The organism is Permianibacter aggregans (assembly GCF_009756665.1).
In the GTDB taxonomy this organism is placed as follows: domain Bacteria; phylum Pseudomonadota; class Gammaproteobacteria; order Enterobacterales; family Permianibacteraceae; genus Permianibacter; species Permianibacter aggregans.
Genome location: NZ_CP037953.1, coordinates 1,845,026 through 1,858,882, shown reverse-complemented (window position 1 = coordinate 1,858,882; position 13,857 = coordinate 1,845,026). Strand labels below are relative to the sequence as shown.

Here is a 13,857-nt window from a genome sequence, read left to right as displayed (position 1 = left end):
AGCTTGTCATGCATGCCGATACCGCTCGCTATAACGATGCCCAAACGCCGGAAGAGCAAGCGATTTGCCAAAAGCTGGCTGAACAAATCGACCGCAGCTTACCCGAAGCGGAAAACAAGATCTGGCATGGCCATCCGGTGTGGTTCCTGGATGGCAATCCGGTCGTCGGTTACAGCAAACTAAAAAATGATGTGTGTCTGCTGTTCTGGAGCGGTCAATCATTTAACGAGCCAGGACTGGAGAAAGAAGGCAGCTTTAAAGCGGCAGAGGCGCGTTACACGGCCGTCGAGCAAGTTGATGAAAAGCAATTACAGCGCTGGTTGGCCGAATCGCGCGAAGTGCAGTGGGATTATAAAAACTTGGTAAAAAGGAAAGGGCGATTGGAGCGACTGAGGTAACTTTTTGATCTGGTCTCCGTATAGCGTGGCGAAACATGATATGGAATGACTTCCAGTCATAAACAATCCATTTCCGCTACCGCACTACTATTTGCGATAAGCTGCCAATCTTGCATAGGCGGGGAGAGTGTATATGAAAGGCGGTTGTCATTGCGGTGCAGTCCGATACGAAGTGATCGGTGAACCTTTCGATGCCGATTTTTGTCATTGCCGTGACTGTCAGCGTACCACCGGTGCTCCTGTTGGTGTTTGGGCCGATTTCAAGGCCGAACAGTTTCATTTGCTCGCCGGCGAAATAAAAGAATACGCATCCTCGGAAAAAGTGCGGCGGGGTTTCTGCGCCAATTGCGGTTGCTCATTAAGTTATCGCCATACCGATTACCCGCAGTATTTCACCATCAGCATTACCTCGCTGGATGATCCGAACGTCATAGCGCCGAATTACCATATTTACACCGACAATCAGGTGAAATGGATGCCGATTAACGACGAGCTAAAGAAATATGGCCGATCAAGAAACAAGTCCGGCTGAATCATTAAGGATGAGTGTGCACATCTTGGAAACCGAACGCTTGTCACTGCGAAGATTTATCGACAGCGATGCCGCGGCATTTTTTCGCCTGAACTCAGAGCCGGATATTGTGCGCTTTACCGCGCGTAAACCTCTAGCGAGTGTCGCTGAAGCGAAAGCGGTGCTCGCTTCAGCAGCCTTTCGCGCCGACGAGCAGATTGGCTTGGGGCGATTTGCCTGTGTCGAAAAAGCTACGGGCCAGGTGATTGGTTTAGTGGGGTTGAAGCCGCCAACAGAGCTTGCTCACGTGGATATGGGTTTCCGCTTTTTGAAAGAGGTTTGGGGTCAAGGTTACGCGACGGAAGCGGCAGCGGGCATCATTCGATACGCTAAAGAAACGTTAATGGTTGAACGTGTGATTGCGACAGTGTTTCCGGAAAATATCGCATCGATACGGGTGTTGGAGAAACTTGGTTTAACGTTGACTGGAAAAGTTCGACTTGCAGTCGCCGAGCAAGAATTGTTGCTGTATCAATGATATTCATTGCGCGTTGATAACGCGGTAATGCCAAACCAGCCCAATTTCATATCCACTATACTGAACTTCGCCGAGTTGGGGCTGAAGGTGATCGATAAGCGCCAAGGTCGCGATGCCCACGGCGCGATAATTGATACCGAAATCGCACAAACCGATTTGACAATGGTGGGTACAATATTCCGCAAGGTTCCGGTATTCGTTGCCGAGTTTCCGTCAACGGCGTAATGCCTGTTCGATGGCGTGCTGGGTTCGGAGCTGTACACCCTCGTCCTTTCGATGGTGCTGAATGACGGCATGTTCGTGCTTGCTTACCGTAGGCAGTCGTAATGGACGGTTCAATCTCCAATAACATTCGCACCTTGCGTTTCACGAGTGGTGAAATGTCGCAAACGGTTGAATGAAGTGTTCCAATGGCATAACGAGGATAATGGCTAAATTGCTTGTCTTGACGCTGCTCGCGCCGGTAAATTCCGTATCGAATGGGTTGGTCGGTCCTATCGGTGAAGCAAATCGATTCAGCAGAGAATAGGTTTTAAAAGGCGTTGTATACACGGAGTAACCTCAACAAGGAGCGAACGATGAAAGCGCGAGCGTCGTCTTCTGCCGGCACCACGCGTAACTGGGGATTGTTGTTACCCGGTTTGCTGTTTACCGCGTTCAGCCTGTACATCAGCTATGCCATTTACTGGAGTCATCAACAGCAGTCGGACGCCTCATCGAATTTTGTTCCGGTAGCGGCAAAAATCCTCGGCAGCAAAATCAATCAAACCAATACCCGTGTATCGGGCACGACCAGCAGCAGCCGGGTTTATACCTTGCAGGTGTCGTATCAATATCAGGTGGATGACAAAACCTTCACCTCGCAGCGCTTCAATTATCTTGGCAGCGGTTACGACTGCGAAGAAGCGGCGCAGCAGGTGTTGGCTGAGTATCCCGTAGGGGCTGTCCACACGGCGTATTACAATCCGGATAATCCAGCCGATGCCGTGTTGATAAAAAGTATGCCATCCACACCCGGGTACATCATCGTTCCGACACTGTTTGTCCTGGTTGGTTTTCTGTGCGTCTATGCCGGCTGGAAAGGCAAGCTCCGTTTCGATCGCAAATAGACTCTCATTTCTCCAGGGAGTGCCATGATCCAACTGCAATGGCTGTCCGCCAACGATATCGACTTAATGAATGGCTTGCTGTCGGTATTTGCTGAGGCCTTCAATGAGCCGGAAACCTATAGCGATAAACGTCCAAGTGTCGAATATTTGAGAAGTCTGTTGAGCAGGGACTACTTCATCGCGCTGGCGGCAATAAACGATGGAGCCGTGATCGGCGGTATTGCCGGCTACGAGCTGAAAAAGTTTGAGCAGCAACGAAGTGAGATCTATATCTACGATCTGGCCGTTGCCAAAGCATTCAGGCGCCAAGGTGTGGCAACGTCCTTGATTGAAAAACTGAAACAGATCGCGGCTGAGCGAGGCGCTTATGTGGTGTTCGTCCAGGCCGACCATGGTGATGACCCAGCGATTGCCCTGTACTCGAAGTTTGGTGAGCGGGAAGAAGTGCTGCATTTTGATATAGACGTATCAAAATAAAAAGAAACGCCGCGCGAGCACGGCGCTTCTACTGAGCGGGAATTAAAAGCTGTATTCACGCGAGCTTAACATTTGCAATCCATGCAAGGTTTGCTTCTGATGAATATGCGCACCGGACTTCCACCAACCGGGGCGGCAGATTTTCGCCGAAGCACTCAAGCATTTGGTGCTGGCATTGATGCTGTTGCTGGCGTTGCTGGCCCGGTGCAGCTGCGTGGTTTCCACTGTCACGCCATCGCGTTCAGCGGGGCAGCCGCCTTTGCCGGCACAGTCAATGAAGCGCGGCCGCAAATCGACAATACTCAGTGAGCTGCTGGCCAAGCAAATGCTGCCGCTTTCGGTTTCGCACTTTTCACCCAAGCCACCACCGAGATCGCGATCAAGACTCAACGTAGCATCGTTATTGATCCATACCGGCAATTGCTTGGCGTAATTCAAACAAGAAAGACTGGAGCCAGAAACCGGGCAGCTGGCGCTGTCTGGTTGAATACAGGAGCCCCATTTGTCGGTGTCTTCACAGTTCTGGATTTGCAGTTGCAAGGCGCGTTTGGTGTTGCGGCAAACCACATGCGGGTTCGACACCGCACCGGCAACGCTGGTGGCGTAGTCGTTCATCAACAGAAATTTGTCGACTTCCGGACCGCTGCTGTCAGGTAGCTCGAATGCCGTGCAGCGGAACGACACCTGATTGTCAAAGCGATACCAGCGCTCAAGAATATTGCGCTTCGGTTTGTAGTCCGGCCAGGCACTGACCGGCACCGTCGCCGGGCGTAAATAATCCGTTGTGCCGTAGTTGTAGATCACCAGCTGATTGCTTGGCTCCTGCTCGAAGCGGCGCAAATAATCCAGTGCCGCATCAAGCGTAATAACCGAAGCCACTTCCGCGCCGGAACCGGTGCTCAGCAAATACACTTGCACGCCGTACTTGCTGTAGCTATTGTTGATTTCTTCACGCTTGGTTTGCTGGTAACCACCGGAAACATAGTTGCCGATAGCAACTTTCATTTCCGCTGTGCGGGTGCGAACTTCCGAGCTGGAGAAGTCATCACTCTGCATCTGAAAGGTCAGCGTCGCTTCCCGGCCGGTGTCGTAACTCGAAACGTAGGCGTCACCGCAACTGTTGCGGAAATGGCCAGGCAAGCCACCGACCAACCAACCCATATAGGTCGAATCGAAAGGAAGCGTCGCGCCATTGGTCATTTGCGTAGTCGAATGCCGATCGACAAACGATGCGGTAAGAATGTGGGTGTCTTCCACGCGTTTCGCGGTTGCTGCCAGCGACTTCTTGCCGCTGAAGCTACCGGAAAAACTGGAGTAGGCACCGCCGACACTCAGGTTCTCCTCAAGATTCAATGAGCGGAAGTATTCCTCACGCGTCTTGCTCAGACTCAAGTTGAAGGTTTTGCTGCGGTTGTTGATGGTTTGGACGTTGGCGCTGGTCGTATTCAGGCAGATGTCACCGACCAACTCCTGACGCAAGCGGTCATAACCCATGCCGATTTGCGCAACAAAACCTTGCGTTGTCATCAGCTCGTCGAACTTGCCGTTTGCGAGCGCCTGCGTGGTATTTCCCCGTGGCCCGTAGCTGACTTTGACATCGGTTTGTGAAGCCGCCGAAGAACAACCACTGCTATTACAGGCCGATACCGTAAAGCGATAGTCCCCCTCACTGCCGACATTGCCGGTCCATTTGGTTTGCGAGCCGGAATAGACGGTCGTCGTGGAGCCATTACTGATGCGATTCAGTTTGTAATAACTGGCGTAGCTGGACGAGCGCCACTGCACTTTCACTTTCGACGATTCACTGAATGGCGTGTACCAAATGGCTTTCGGTTTCGCTGGAACCGGAGGCGGCGGAGGTGGTGGTGGAGGCGGCGGTAAACAATCGTCTGGCAGGGGCAGCGCCTGATCAGCGCTTTGCATAATGGGGCAGGGCTCAATTCGCGATGGCGTCATGCCGTTGGCGAAACTCAGTGCTGGCACAAACAAGGCGCTGGCCAGCAGCGCTGCCGATAAAGGTGATGCGTTCATAAAACATTTCCTTGTGTGTTCGTGATGCAAAATCCCGATGACTGCACACATCGAAAGCGCGCACCAACGTCAGTGCCCGCCAAAGCAGGCTACTTTCTGAACACCGCTGGAAATGTAGAAAATTGTCGGAAAACTGTATCGTTGGCGATCCGTTTTGTCGCCGTCATGTAATGGTCATGGTGGCAATCAGATCACAAATTTATCGCCAGATTCGTTTGGCATCAAACCAATTTCGCGGCAGATTTGCTTGCGCCATTTCACGATCACAAACGGCGCAAGCAAGTCGCAACATCTGAAAAAACCGCAGCCCAAGCGTTCGTGCAAGTGCTCAAGTTGGGACCAAGCTTGGATATTCGAGTGTTATTTTTTCAGCAAACGAAGCATTTTCTGTTCAAAGCCACAGGCATAGCCGAGAAACAGCAAAGCGATCATCGCCGTGGCATAAACCGACTCGATTGTTGGGTGCTGAATCAGCGTAGGGATCATAAGAACCAACAAGCCCATGCCAAGCAGACCGACAATCATTCGGGATATCACCTTGGCGGATGAGTCTTTCTCACCTTTCATGGCATTACCTTTCAATGTTTAAATATTCGCATCGAAATGCGCGGTATTTCGCCAGAACCTCTGTTCTGACAATGTCCAGGTCAAAGCGCCCCAGGCATAGCCGCCGATTGACCAGACGATGAGGTTTAGCAAAACACTGAACCAGGAAGGCTCAACGTTTTGCCAGGCGTAATCGGCGGCACGAAAGTGGTTCCATGTTGTCATCACGACAAACATCCACAAACCCCAACCCAGCACGCCGTGATAAAGGACAAAATGCTGCTTGCCCTTGGCACGAACCGCCTGCCACTTTTCTATCTGTTTTTCGTTCAATTGCCCTTCTCCCTGAGCATAAATTATCTGCGCTAGTTGAAGCGTAATTAAAGAGGACTCTTGATTTATTGGCTGACGGTGGGAGTCGCTGGCTGCGGTGTTTCGGAGCTGAATACCCGCACTCGCTGTTTGCCGTGGCGCAGATACGCTTCCATTTCTACCGAGAACATGCGCGAAATGGGCACAATCTCCAAAATGCCCTGGTCGCCGAGATTGGCTGACATCAAGGTCTCTCGTGAAAACGCCATCCATGTACTGTCGCGGTCTCTTGCTTCACCATCGACATAAAGCTTGGCGCCAGAAAACCAATTATTAACCACGCGAATCTCGTGCTCGGCTACTTGAAACTGAAAGGTCTTTTTCATGTTCCGTAATCCTTTATGGAATGTTGCGGCGGTCAACGATGCGATGTTGACCGCCACGATCTGTATTACTCGGCTTGTTTGCCGGTGACCGGTTTGGTCAGGCCATTGATGTCATTGGCTTTGATACCGATTTCCTGCAACAGCGAATCCAGCAACGGCGCCTGGGCGCGGTAACGCAGCGCGCTGTTGACGACTTGATCGGCCAGCGAACCATCGCCATTTTGCGTTGCTTCGCCGTTGACGGTGGTGCCGCCATTGAGGCCGTTGACCTGCAGAATCTTGATATCGGAAATCTGTTCCATTGGCTTGACACTTTCGCGGATGATTTCCGGTAGGTACTTGATCAATGCCATGCGTACTTGCATGTCGACTTGTTCCTGCGACAGCAGGTTCGCGGCTTCGTTGATCGCGCGTTTACCTTCGGCTTCGACCTGATAGCTTTTCTCTTGCGCTTCGGCGCGCATGATTTCCGCATCGGCTTGACCGCGGGCTATGGCGCGTACCTTTTCGGCGTCAGCCATGGCGGCAATACGAATCGCTTCGGCGCGATTTTCCGAGGCTTCTTTTTCTGCCTGCGCGGCTACCGTAATAGTGATCGCGTCTTTCTCCGCTACCTGACGGGCTTCAACGATCTCCACGGCTTTGGCACGCTCGGCACGCTGAGTTTCGCGCACGGTTTCTACCGCTTCTTCCTCGCGCACGGCTTCGGCACGGGCTTTATCTGCCAGCGCTTTCGCTTCGGATTCGGCGCGTGAACGCTCGGCAATGGCAATGTGCTTGTCCTGTTCGGCCAACTCAATGGTTTTCTGCCGGTCGATTTCAGCGGTCTCAATGGCGCGTTGTTTGCTGATTTCAAGTTCTTTGACCGAGCGTTCCATCTCAGTGCGCTGGTTCTGAATATCACGCTCGGCGTTGATTTTTTTCAAATCCACTTCGCGCTGGGCACTGATCTCGGCTTCTTCAGCCTCACGCTTTTTCTCTGCTTGTTCGCGGGCAATTTCGGCAGCCTGGGCGGCACGACGAATCGAGACTTCACGCTCCTGCTCCAAGCGGGCGTATTCTTCTTCCCGGGCAATGTTCAGATTCTTGCGTTCGGCTTCAAGGTTCTTTTCTTTAATCGCGACAAAGTTGTCCTGCTCGATGTCGTTGCGCTTTTTCTTGCGCGACTCAATGGCTTCGGTCAGCTTGGTCAGACCTTCGGCGTCGAAAGCGTTTTGCGGGTTGAAATGTTCGAACGCGGTTTGGTCCAAACCAGTCAACGATACCGTTTCCAGTTCCAGACCGTTCTTCAGCAAATCTTCGGAGACGACGTGTTGAACCTTTTGCACAAAATCGACGCGCTTTTCATGCAGCTCTTCCATCGCCATCTCAGCGGCAACGGCGCGCAGCGCATCAACGAACTTGCCTTCGACCAGCTCTTTCAGTTCCTGTGGGTTCATCGTTTTCATGCCGAGCGTTTGTGCAGCATTGGCAATCGATTCCGCGGTTGGCTTGACCCGCACATAGAATTCGGCGGTGACGTCTACCCGCATGCGGTCGCGGGTGATCAGCGCCTGATCGTTGGCGCGACGGACTTCCAGTCGCAGCGTGTTCATGTTGACCGGAATGATTTCATGCAGCACCGGCAATACCAGCGCGCCACCGTTCAAAATGACTTTCTCGCCGCCAAAACCGGTGCGGACGAATGACACTTCTTTGGTTGCGCGTTTGTACAAGCGCGCGAAAATCAGCCCCAAGGTAAACAACGCGGCGAAAATAATACCGGCGATGGTCAGCACTTCCATGGTGTTTATCATTGATCGTTACTCCAAAATACTTAATTGGATAAATGCGGATTGTAATTGCGAATGGCGCGGTAAACGGCGCCAAGTTTTTCCGTCAGGATGACATCGGTTCCGGCCGTGAACATTTCCTCGGCGTTATCGGGTTCAACCATCAGGTAATGGGTCATGCCGTGTTCATCGCGCAGCTTGGCTTCGGCCGGGTGATGCTGGCGGGCGGTGCCAAGGGTGATCACGGCGACACGGCCAATAAAGCTGTTTTCCGAGACGACACTGGTTTCATCTTTCGGCAGAATTTTCGCGAGCCAGCCACCGAACAAACGCACGCACGGCAGCGAGGCGAAAAACACCGGAATGCTGGCCAGCCAACCCGGCAGGTAAATGCCGGTGACCGTGTGCAGACTGCCTTGCAAGAACAAGCCAAGCAGGCCGAACGAGGTCAGAAAAATCACCAACAGCATCAGCACCGGTACCTGACCGAAGCGCAGCCAGCCGAGCAAATTCGACAAGCTGGAATCGACGTCAGCGCCATCCGGTGCATCGGCATCCATGCCGTCTGGCAACAGATTTTCCAGGGCGTCGGACAAACCGGCGCCGAGCATCATCGAGGCGAGCTCGGCGACCAGCATGATCAGCATCAAAACCAGCGCCACCGAGAACGGCAGGTTGTCGCTGGCGAACATGGCATTGAACATGGTTATTGATTCGCTTTAATGGCTGCCAGCCGCTCTTTGATGCGGTTTTTGCGCGACAGATCTTCCAGCTCAGCCACTTGTGCGGCGCTCTTCATATCGGCGACACGTTGGCTGGAACTGACGCCGGTACTGCGCTCCATGACGCGGTCGAAAGCGCCGGTGGCTTTTTCCACTTTGGTTTCGACACTGCCGCTTTGGCCGGCGCCGGTGCCGGCCGCCGTTTGCGCTTTGCGCTGTTGCTCACGGTAATGACGCAATTCGGCTTCCATGTCGCGCTTCTTCGATTGCAGCGCATTCAGGTAGCTGTTCAATTCCTGTTCGCGATGGCCGGATTCGGTAACGGTATTTTCCAGCACCGGAATGCGCGCTTCGATGTCCATTTGGCTGGCGATGCCGGCTTCCGCCAGATCATCGCGGCCTTCTTTGACGGCCAGTTCGATTTTTTCACTGAGATCGGCGTGACGGGCGTTTTCTTCCATCAGCTTTTTGCTGGCCAGATGTTTCTGGGCAATGACCCGGCCGATTTCCGCGCGGACATCATCGATGGCGCCTTCAATTTCCCGCACGGTCTGTTGCAGCACCATATCCGGGCTCAGGTTTTCTACGGCGTCGACGGCGGCATTGACCGATGCCGATACCAGGCGGCCGACACGGCTGGCGAGAGATTCTTTCATGATGTGGTCTCCTTTTCCTTGTTCAGTTGTTCGTGCATCAGTTGGCTTAAGGCCAGCAACGGTTTCAACCGTTGTTTCACTTGGTAAATGTCGTAACTGCCATCCTGCCCGGTCAGCGCCGTCTGCATGATGGCGTTGGCCAGCCGGACAATCCGTTCCGTGACACCGCGCTCCAGCTCCTTCAATTGCTGAGCGCCGATTTCGGTCTGATTGTCGAGAGCCGCGCACAGGAAGGCAAGCACCTCGGGCAGACTGTCCATGGCGCGCAGCACAATCTCCGAATGCATCCCTTGCTCGCGCTCGGCAGCCAGCAGGTACGTGCGCACTGGCGCCAGGTTTTCCTGGGTCAATTGCAGGTAGGCACTGAAATCGGCCACCGCTTCGCGCCGGCGCCGGGCGTCGGCCAAAATCGCGCGCAGCTTGTCGCTGGGGGTTTGCGCTCCTTCAATCTCCAGTTCGGCAATGAACTGGATGTCCTCGGCCGAAAGCCGGGCGCTGAACGGAACGGTACGGCTGGTTGAGGCCAGCATGGTTACCTCGAGTCGCTGTATTCATCTGTATACATATGTTTACGAATGAATACGGAAAACGTCAAGTAGAGAATTGTCGAGTTTTGTATCAGAGGATTTCAGGTAGGAGTGGGGCAGATGATGCTGGGCTGCAGCAACCGGTACTGTCCTAAGCCGTAACGGGAGTTCCCCCGGCTCTGCCGGGGTGGCAGCAGCAGTTTGACAATTACTGGAGTCCATAACGGAAACTCCGAAACGTGAGCCGCCAAGCAACACGAATCGGAGAAACCGAAATGGACGAGTTTGAAAGCCTAAGCCACTCAAAGTGGGAGTGCAAATACCATGTAGTATTTATTCCGAAGTGCCGTCGAAGGACGCTGTATAAGCAACTGCGACCGCATCTCGGAGAGATATTCCATAAACTGGCCGCGCGGAAGGAATGCCGGATCGAAGAGGGGCATGTGATGCCAGATCATGTGCATATGCTGATTTCGATACCACCGAAACATGCGGTGTCGCAGGTAGTGGGTTTTATCAAGGGAAAGAGCGCCATACATCTAGCGCGAGTATATGGAGAACGAAAGCAAAATTTTATCGGTCAACACTTTTGGGCGAGGGGGTACTTCGTTTCGACAGTGGGGCGAGACGAAGAGACAATTCGAGAGTACATCCGGAACCAGGAAAAAGAGGATGAGCGCCTCGAACAAATGAAGCTGTGGAGTTGAGAGGCCACCGTCAAGGTGGCAGAAAATACGCGGGGCCGCGTTAGCGACCCCGAACAAGCCGCTTCGAGCGGCTCACAAATTTAAAGCCCCCGGCTTTGCCGGGGGATATTTACTAGATGCGCCATCAATTCTTCTTCGTCGGCGGCTCGAAACGGTCGTTGTTGCCAGTAGATCAGGCCATCGGTCAGCACTTCCAGGTGATGGCCAGGCTCGGGAACGCTGAGTCGCTCCGCAACGGCATTACCGACGGCACGGATGTCCACCGCCTGGCGCGGCTTGTCGACGCTGTAGCTGACCGGGTCGTATTTGTCGTAACCGGGGCCGACCAGACCGGTCAGCCGGAAAATGGTCGAGCAGGCACTCAAGGTCGGAATAACCGCTTCGGCGCTCAGTAGACCACCGGAACGGGTGCTGACCGGTTGCACCGGGGTGCTAGCATCGACCAGGCCGGTTTCGACGCTTTCGTAAACCGAGGTCGAGCTGATGAAGAGCACTTGCCCGAGCTGCAAATCGCCACGACTGACTTGCTGCTGCAAACCTTTTAATGCGTTGAACCAACCGGCGCCGCGCTCGCTGTGATGCGGCACAAAGCAGATCACCAGAGCATCGAGCTCGCCAAACACCGGCGCGTTGTCTTGGGTTAAGCCTTCAACCGGATCGACCCTGGCCAGTCGAAGCGTGTGGCCACGTTGTTGCAGTGCTGACTGGATCTGCTGGCCAAGCCGGCCATTGCCCGCAACAGTGACCTGCATTGTTTGCGCTCCTCTGACGTGACGGCCGCTGGTAAGCAAATGTTTCGCCGGCTGGCCATAGCGAATGGCTCAGGATACCATCGCGCCACGGCGCCGACGCCACGCGCTTTCTACAATAGGGACTTTTCGATGAAACCCGCCTTACTGCTTACGTTAGGAATCAGCATGACAACGGCTTTGATGGCCATGCCACCGGCACCGGTTGCCGAGAAAATTCCCTATACCGTTAGTTCGCCGAGTGGCGACCGCGTCGATCAGTATTACTGGCTGCGCGACGACAGTCGTAGCGATGAAAAAATTCTCACACATTTGCGCGCCGAGCAAAGCTATTACCGTGCTTACGCCGCGCAATACACAGCACTGACCGAGCAGCTAGCAAACGAAATCATCGGCCGCATCAAACAGGATGACAGCTCGGTGCCGGTGCGCTGGCATGACTATGCCTATTCAACCCGCTTTGAACCGGGCAAAGAATATCCGCTGTACGTGCGGCGCTCGCTAGCCACCGATCAGGAACACGTCATGATCGACGGCAACAAGGAAGCCGAAGGCAAGGGCTACTATTCAATTGGTAAAACCCTGGTCAGTACCAACCAACAGATTCTCGCCTATGCTGATGATGATAGCGGTCGACGTCAGTACACGATCCGTTTTCGCGATCTGCAAACCGGTAAGAATTTCGACGATGTGATTTCCGGCAGCAACGGCATGATTGCCTGGGCCAACGATAACAAAACCGTTTTCTATATCGAAAATGATCCGGTCACGCTGCTTTCGACACGGGTGAAAAAGCATGTGCTGGGCACACCAGCCAGTGCCGACGTCACCGTTTATGAAGAACAGGACAAAAGTTTCTACATGAGCGTGGCCAACAGCAAAGACCGCGCGTTTGTCGTGATTGCTCTCGGCAGCACGACGACATCAGAAGCCTTGCTATTGGACGCCAACCAACCAGACGCTGGATTCAAGGTTTTCGCGCCTCGCGAAACCGATATCAAGTACAGCATTGAGCACATGAACGGCCGCTGGTTTGTGCTGACCGATTGGCAAGCGCCGAACTACAAAATCATGACCGTCAGTCACGAGCAAATCGGTAGTCGCAAACATTGGCAGAACCTGATTGCCCACGATGACCAAGTGTTCGTCGATGAGTTTGAACCGTTTGTCAGCCACTTGGTCATTGGTGAGCGCTCGAACGGTCTGCGTCGCATCCGCGTGATTCCTTGGAGTGCGCCAGAGAAAGCTTATTACATCGATTCCGATGAGTCGGCCTACAGTACCTGGCTTGATACCAACCTCGAATCTGGCAGCGAATGGTTGCGTTATGGCTATACCTCACTGACAACACCAAGCAGCGTCTATGAAATCCATATGCAGACGAAAGAAAAGCGTTTGCTAAAGCAGCAGGAAGTGCTTGGTGGTTTCGATAAAAACCAGTATCGCACCGAACGAGTGTGGGCCGATGCCCGTGACGGCACCAAAATCCCGGTATCGTTGTTATACAAAAAAGATTTCATCAAAGACGGCAAAGCACCGCTCTATCAGTATGCTTACGGCTCCTACGGCGCATCGATGGATCCAACATTCCGCTCAGCGGTGTTGTCGCTGGTCGATCGTGGTTTTGTTTACGCGATTGCCCATATTCGCGGTGGCCAGGACATGGGCCGGCAATGGTATGAAAATGGCAAGCTGTTGAAGAAGAAAAATACCTTTACTGACTTTATCGACGTCACTGACTACCTGGTCAAACAGCGCTATGCCGCTAAAGACAAAGTATTCGCAATGGGCGGTAGTGCTGGCGGCTTGCTGATGGGGGCCGTCGCCAATATGGCCGGTGAGAAATACAAGGCGATGATCGCCCACGTGCCGTTTGTCGATGTGGTTACGACGATGCTTGATGAAAGTATTCCGCTGACGACCAATGAGTTCGACGAATGGGGCAACCCGAAGAAAAAGGAATTCTACGACTATATGCTGTCGTACTCACCTTATGATCAATTGCAGAAAAAAGCCTACCCGGCGTTGTTGGTGACCACTGGCTTGCACGATTCCCAGGTGCAGTATTTCGAGCCGGCGAAATGGGTGGCGAAGTTACGTGAATACAAAACGGATCAGCATCCATTGCTGTTTAATATCAACATGGAGGCCGGTCATGGCGGCAAATCTGGTCGATTCCAAAGGATGAAAGAAGTCGCCGAGGAATACGCGTTTGTGTTGTGGACCTTGGAGCAGAAATGATCCAACAAAAAGAGGCGGTTCAACCGCCTCTTTTTGTTGGCCCGAATTTGTTCGGACAAGCTGCGAAGAATTGGGAGCTATGCTCGATCTCGAGACTGTGCGAATGAATTCGCACCTGCATCAACGCACGGCAGACTCCTGGATTTGATCCAGACTCAATGCGAAGCTGGTTAGC

Annotated in this window: 16 protein-coding genes; 7 read left to right on the top strand and 9 right to left on the bottom strand. The window is 53.3% G+C overall.

Going from position 1 to position 13,857, the window contains the following annotated elements; genetic code table 11:
- The first annotated feature begins 8 nt into the window (after positions 1 to 8).
- From E2H98_RS08485 to E2H98_RS08465, 5 genes are all read left to right on the top strand, one after another.
- The gene (locus E2H98_RS08485; protein WP_133593711.1) at positions 9 to 398 is read left to right on the top strand and encodes a DUF1801 domain-containing protein; all 390 of its coding nucleotides are present in this window, start codon (positions 9 to 11) and stop codon (positions 396 to 398) included.
- A 133-nt stretch (positions 399 to 531) separates the two neighbouring features.
- Positions 532 to 930, top strand: coding sequence for a GFA family protein (locus E2H98_RS08480; protein WP_133593709.1), 399 nt, complete (start codon positions 532 to 534; stop codon positions 928 to 930).
- The gene (locus tag E2H98_RS08475; RefSeq protein WP_133593707.1) at positions 902 to 1,447 is read left to right on the top strand and encodes a GNAT family N-acetyltransferase; all 546 of its coding nucleotides are present in this window, start codon (positions 902 to 904) and stop codon (positions 1,445 to 1,447) included. Before E2H98_RS08480 ends, E2H98_RS08475 begins: the two co-directional genes overlap by 29 nt.
- A 578-nt stretch (positions 1,448 to 2,025) precedes the next feature.
- On the top strand, positions 2,026 to 2,556 hold the full coding sequence (locus E2H98_RS08470; protein ID WP_133593705.1) for a DUF3592 domain-containing protein: 531 nt from the start codon (positions 2,026 to 2,028) through the stop codon (positions 2,554 to 2,556).
- Positions 2,557 to 2,580: 24 nt separating this feature from the next.
- Positions 2,581 to 3,033, top strand: coding sequence for an AAC(3)-I family aminoglycoside N-acetyltransferase (locus E2H98_RS08465; protein WP_133593703.1), 453 nt, complete (start codon positions 2,581 to 2,583; stop codon positions 3,031 to 3,033).
- Positions 3,034 to 3,075: 42 nt separating this feature from the next.
- Here E2H98_RS08465 and E2H98_RS08460 read toward each other — a convergent pair whose 3' ends face one another.
- The 8 genes from E2H98_RS08460 to E2H98_RS08425 all read right to left on the bottom strand — a co-directional run bounded on the left by E2H98_RS08460 (position 3,076) and on the right by E2H98_RS08425 (position 9,988).
- Positions 3,076 to 5,064, bottom strand: coding sequence for a hypothetical protein (locus E2H98_RS08460; RefSeq protein WP_133593702.1), 1,989 nt, complete (start codon positions 5,062 to 5,064; stop codon positions 3,076 to 3,078).
- 360 nt (positions 5,065 to 5,424) lie between these two features.
- Positions 5,425 to 5,631 (bottom strand): hypothetical protein, encoded by a 207-nt coding sequence (locus E2H98_RS08455; protein ID WP_133593700.1) that lies wholly within the window; start codon positions 5,629 to 5,631, stop codon positions 5,425 to 5,427.
- A gap of 18 nt (positions 5,632 to 5,649) precedes the next feature.
- Positions 5,650 to 5,943 (bottom strand): hypothetical protein, encoded by a 294-nt coding sequence (locus E2H98_RS08450; RefSeq protein ID WP_133593698.1) that lies wholly within the window; start codon positions 5,941 to 5,943, stop codon positions 5,650 to 5,652.
- 65 nt (positions 5,944 to 6,008) lie between these two features.
- The gene (locus E2H98_RS08445) at positions 6,009 to 6,308 is read right to left on the bottom strand and encodes a hypothetical protein (RefSeq protein WP_133593696.1); all 300 of its coding nucleotides are present in this window, start codon (positions 6,306 to 6,308) and stop codon (positions 6,009 to 6,011) included.
- 65 nt (positions 6,309 to 6,373) lie between these two features.
- Entirely contained in the window at positions 6,374 to 8,104 is a 1,731-nt protein-coding gene (locus E2H98_RS08440; RefSeq protein WP_133593694.1) for a flotillin family protein, read from the bottom strand.
- A gap of 20 nt (positions 8,105 to 8,124) precedes the next feature.
- On the bottom strand, positions 8,125 to 8,784 hold the full coding sequence (locus E2H98_RS08435; RefSeq protein ID WP_133593692.1) for a YqiJ family protein: 660 nt from the start codon (positions 8,782 to 8,784) through the stop codon (positions 8,125 to 8,127).
- A 2-nt stretch (positions 8,785 to 8,786) separates the two neighbouring features.
- Entirely contained in the window at positions 8,787 to 9,458 is a 672-nt protein-coding gene (locus tag E2H98_RS08430; protein ID WP_133593690.1) for a PspA/IM30 family protein, read from the bottom strand.
- A complete protein-coding gene (locus E2H98_RS08425; protein ID WP_133593687.1) occupies positions 9,455 to 9,988 on the bottom strand; it encodes a hypothetical protein in 534 nt (177 codons plus the stop codon). The genes E2H98_RS08430 and E2H98_RS08425 overlap by 4 nt, the downstream gene beginning before the upstream one ends.
- A 272-nt stretch (positions 9,989 to 10,260) precedes the next feature.
- Here E2H98_RS08425 and tnpA point away from each other — a divergent pair, with 272 nt between their 5' ends.
- Positions 10,261 to 10,692 carry an IS200/IS605 family transposase gene (tnpA, locus tag E2H98_RS08420; RefSeq protein ID WP_157591253.1) on the top strand — a complete coding sequence of 144 codons (432 nt, stop codon included), beginning with the start codon at positions 10,261 to 10,263 and terminating at the stop codon, positions 10,690 to 10,692.
- A gap of 80 nt (positions 10,693 to 10,772) precedes the next feature.
- On the opposite strand, the gene E2H98_RS08415 is transcribed toward tnpA, so the two are convergent.
- Positions 10,773 to 11,444 (bottom strand): Rossmann-fold NAD(P)-binding domain-containing protein, encoded by a 672-nt coding sequence (locus tag E2H98_RS08415; protein WP_133592688.1) that lies wholly within the window; start codon positions 11,442 to 11,444, stop codon positions 10,773 to 10,775.
- Between the two features lie 165 nt (positions 11,445 to 11,609).
- On the opposite strand from E2H98_RS08415, the gene E2H98_RS08410 reads away from it, so the two are divergent.
- Entirely contained in the window at positions 11,610 to 13,682 is a 2,073-nt protein-coding gene (locus E2H98_RS08410) for a S9 family peptidase (RefSeq protein ID WP_198325270.1), read from the top strand.
- The last annotated feature ends 175 nt before the right edge of the window (positions 13,683 to 13,857 follow it).

Bases quoted from the DNA above. Each gene is read 5' to 3' on its own strand.
- E2H98_RS08485 (WP_133593711.1), top strand. From the start codon at position 9: ATGCATGCCGATACCGCTCGCTATAACGATGCCCAAACGCCGGAAGAG.
- E2H98_RS08480 (WP_133593709.1), top strand. From the start codon at position 532: ATGAAAGGCGGTTGTCATTGCGGTGCAGTCCGATACGAAGTGATCGGT.
- E2H98_RS08475 (WP_133593707.1), top strand. From the start codon at position 902: ATGGCCGATCAAGAAACAAGTCCGGCTGAATCATTAAGGATGAGTGTG.
- E2H98_RS08470 (WP_133593705.1), top strand. From the start codon at position 2,026: ATGAAAGCGCGAGCGTCGTCTTCTGCCGGCACCACGCGTAACTGGGGA.
- E2H98_RS08465 (WP_133593703.1), top strand. From the start codon at position 2,581: ATGATCCAACTGCAATGGCTGTCCGCCAACGATATCGACTTAATGAAT.
- E2H98_RS08460 (WP_133593702.1), bottom strand. From the start codon at position 5,064: ATGAACGCATCACCTTTATCGGCAGCGCTGCTGGCCAGCGCCTTGTTT.
- E2H98_RS08455 (WP_133593700.1), bottom strand. From the start codon at position 5,631: ATGAAAGGTGAGAAAGACTCATCCGCCAAGGTGATATCCCGAATGATT.
- E2H98_RS08445 (WP_133593696.1), bottom strand. From the start codon at position 6,308: ATGAAAAAGACCTTTCAGTTTCAAGTAGCCGAGCACGAGATTCGCGTG.
- E2H98_RS08440 (WP_133593694.1), bottom strand. From the start codon at position 8,104: ATGATAAACACCATGGAAGTGCTGACCATCGCCGGTATTATTTTCGCC.
- E2H98_RS08435 (WP_133593692.1), bottom strand. From the start codon at position 8,784: ATGTTCAATGCCATGTTCGCCAGCGACAACCTGCCGTTCTCGGTGGCG.
- E2H98_RS08430 (WP_133593690.1), bottom strand. From the start codon at position 9,458: ATGAAAGAATCTCTCGCCAGCCGTGTCGGCCGCCTGGTATCGGCATCG.
- E2H98_RS08425 (WP_133593687.1), bottom strand. From the start codon at position 9,988: ATGCTGGCCTCAACCAGCCGTACCGTTCCGTTCAGCGCCCGGCTTTCG.
- tnpA (WP_157591253.1), top strand. From the start codon at position 10,261: ATGGACGAGTTTGAAAGCCTAAGCCACTCAAAGTGGGAGTGCAAATAC.
- E2H98_RS08415 (WP_133592688.1), bottom strand. From the start codon at position 11,444: ATGCAGGTCACTGTTGCGGGCAATGGCCGGCTTGGCCAGCAGATCCAG.
- E2H98_RS08410 (WP_198325270.1), top strand. From the start codon at position 11,610: ATGACAACGGCTTTGATGGCCATGCCACCGGCACCGGTTGCCGAGAAA.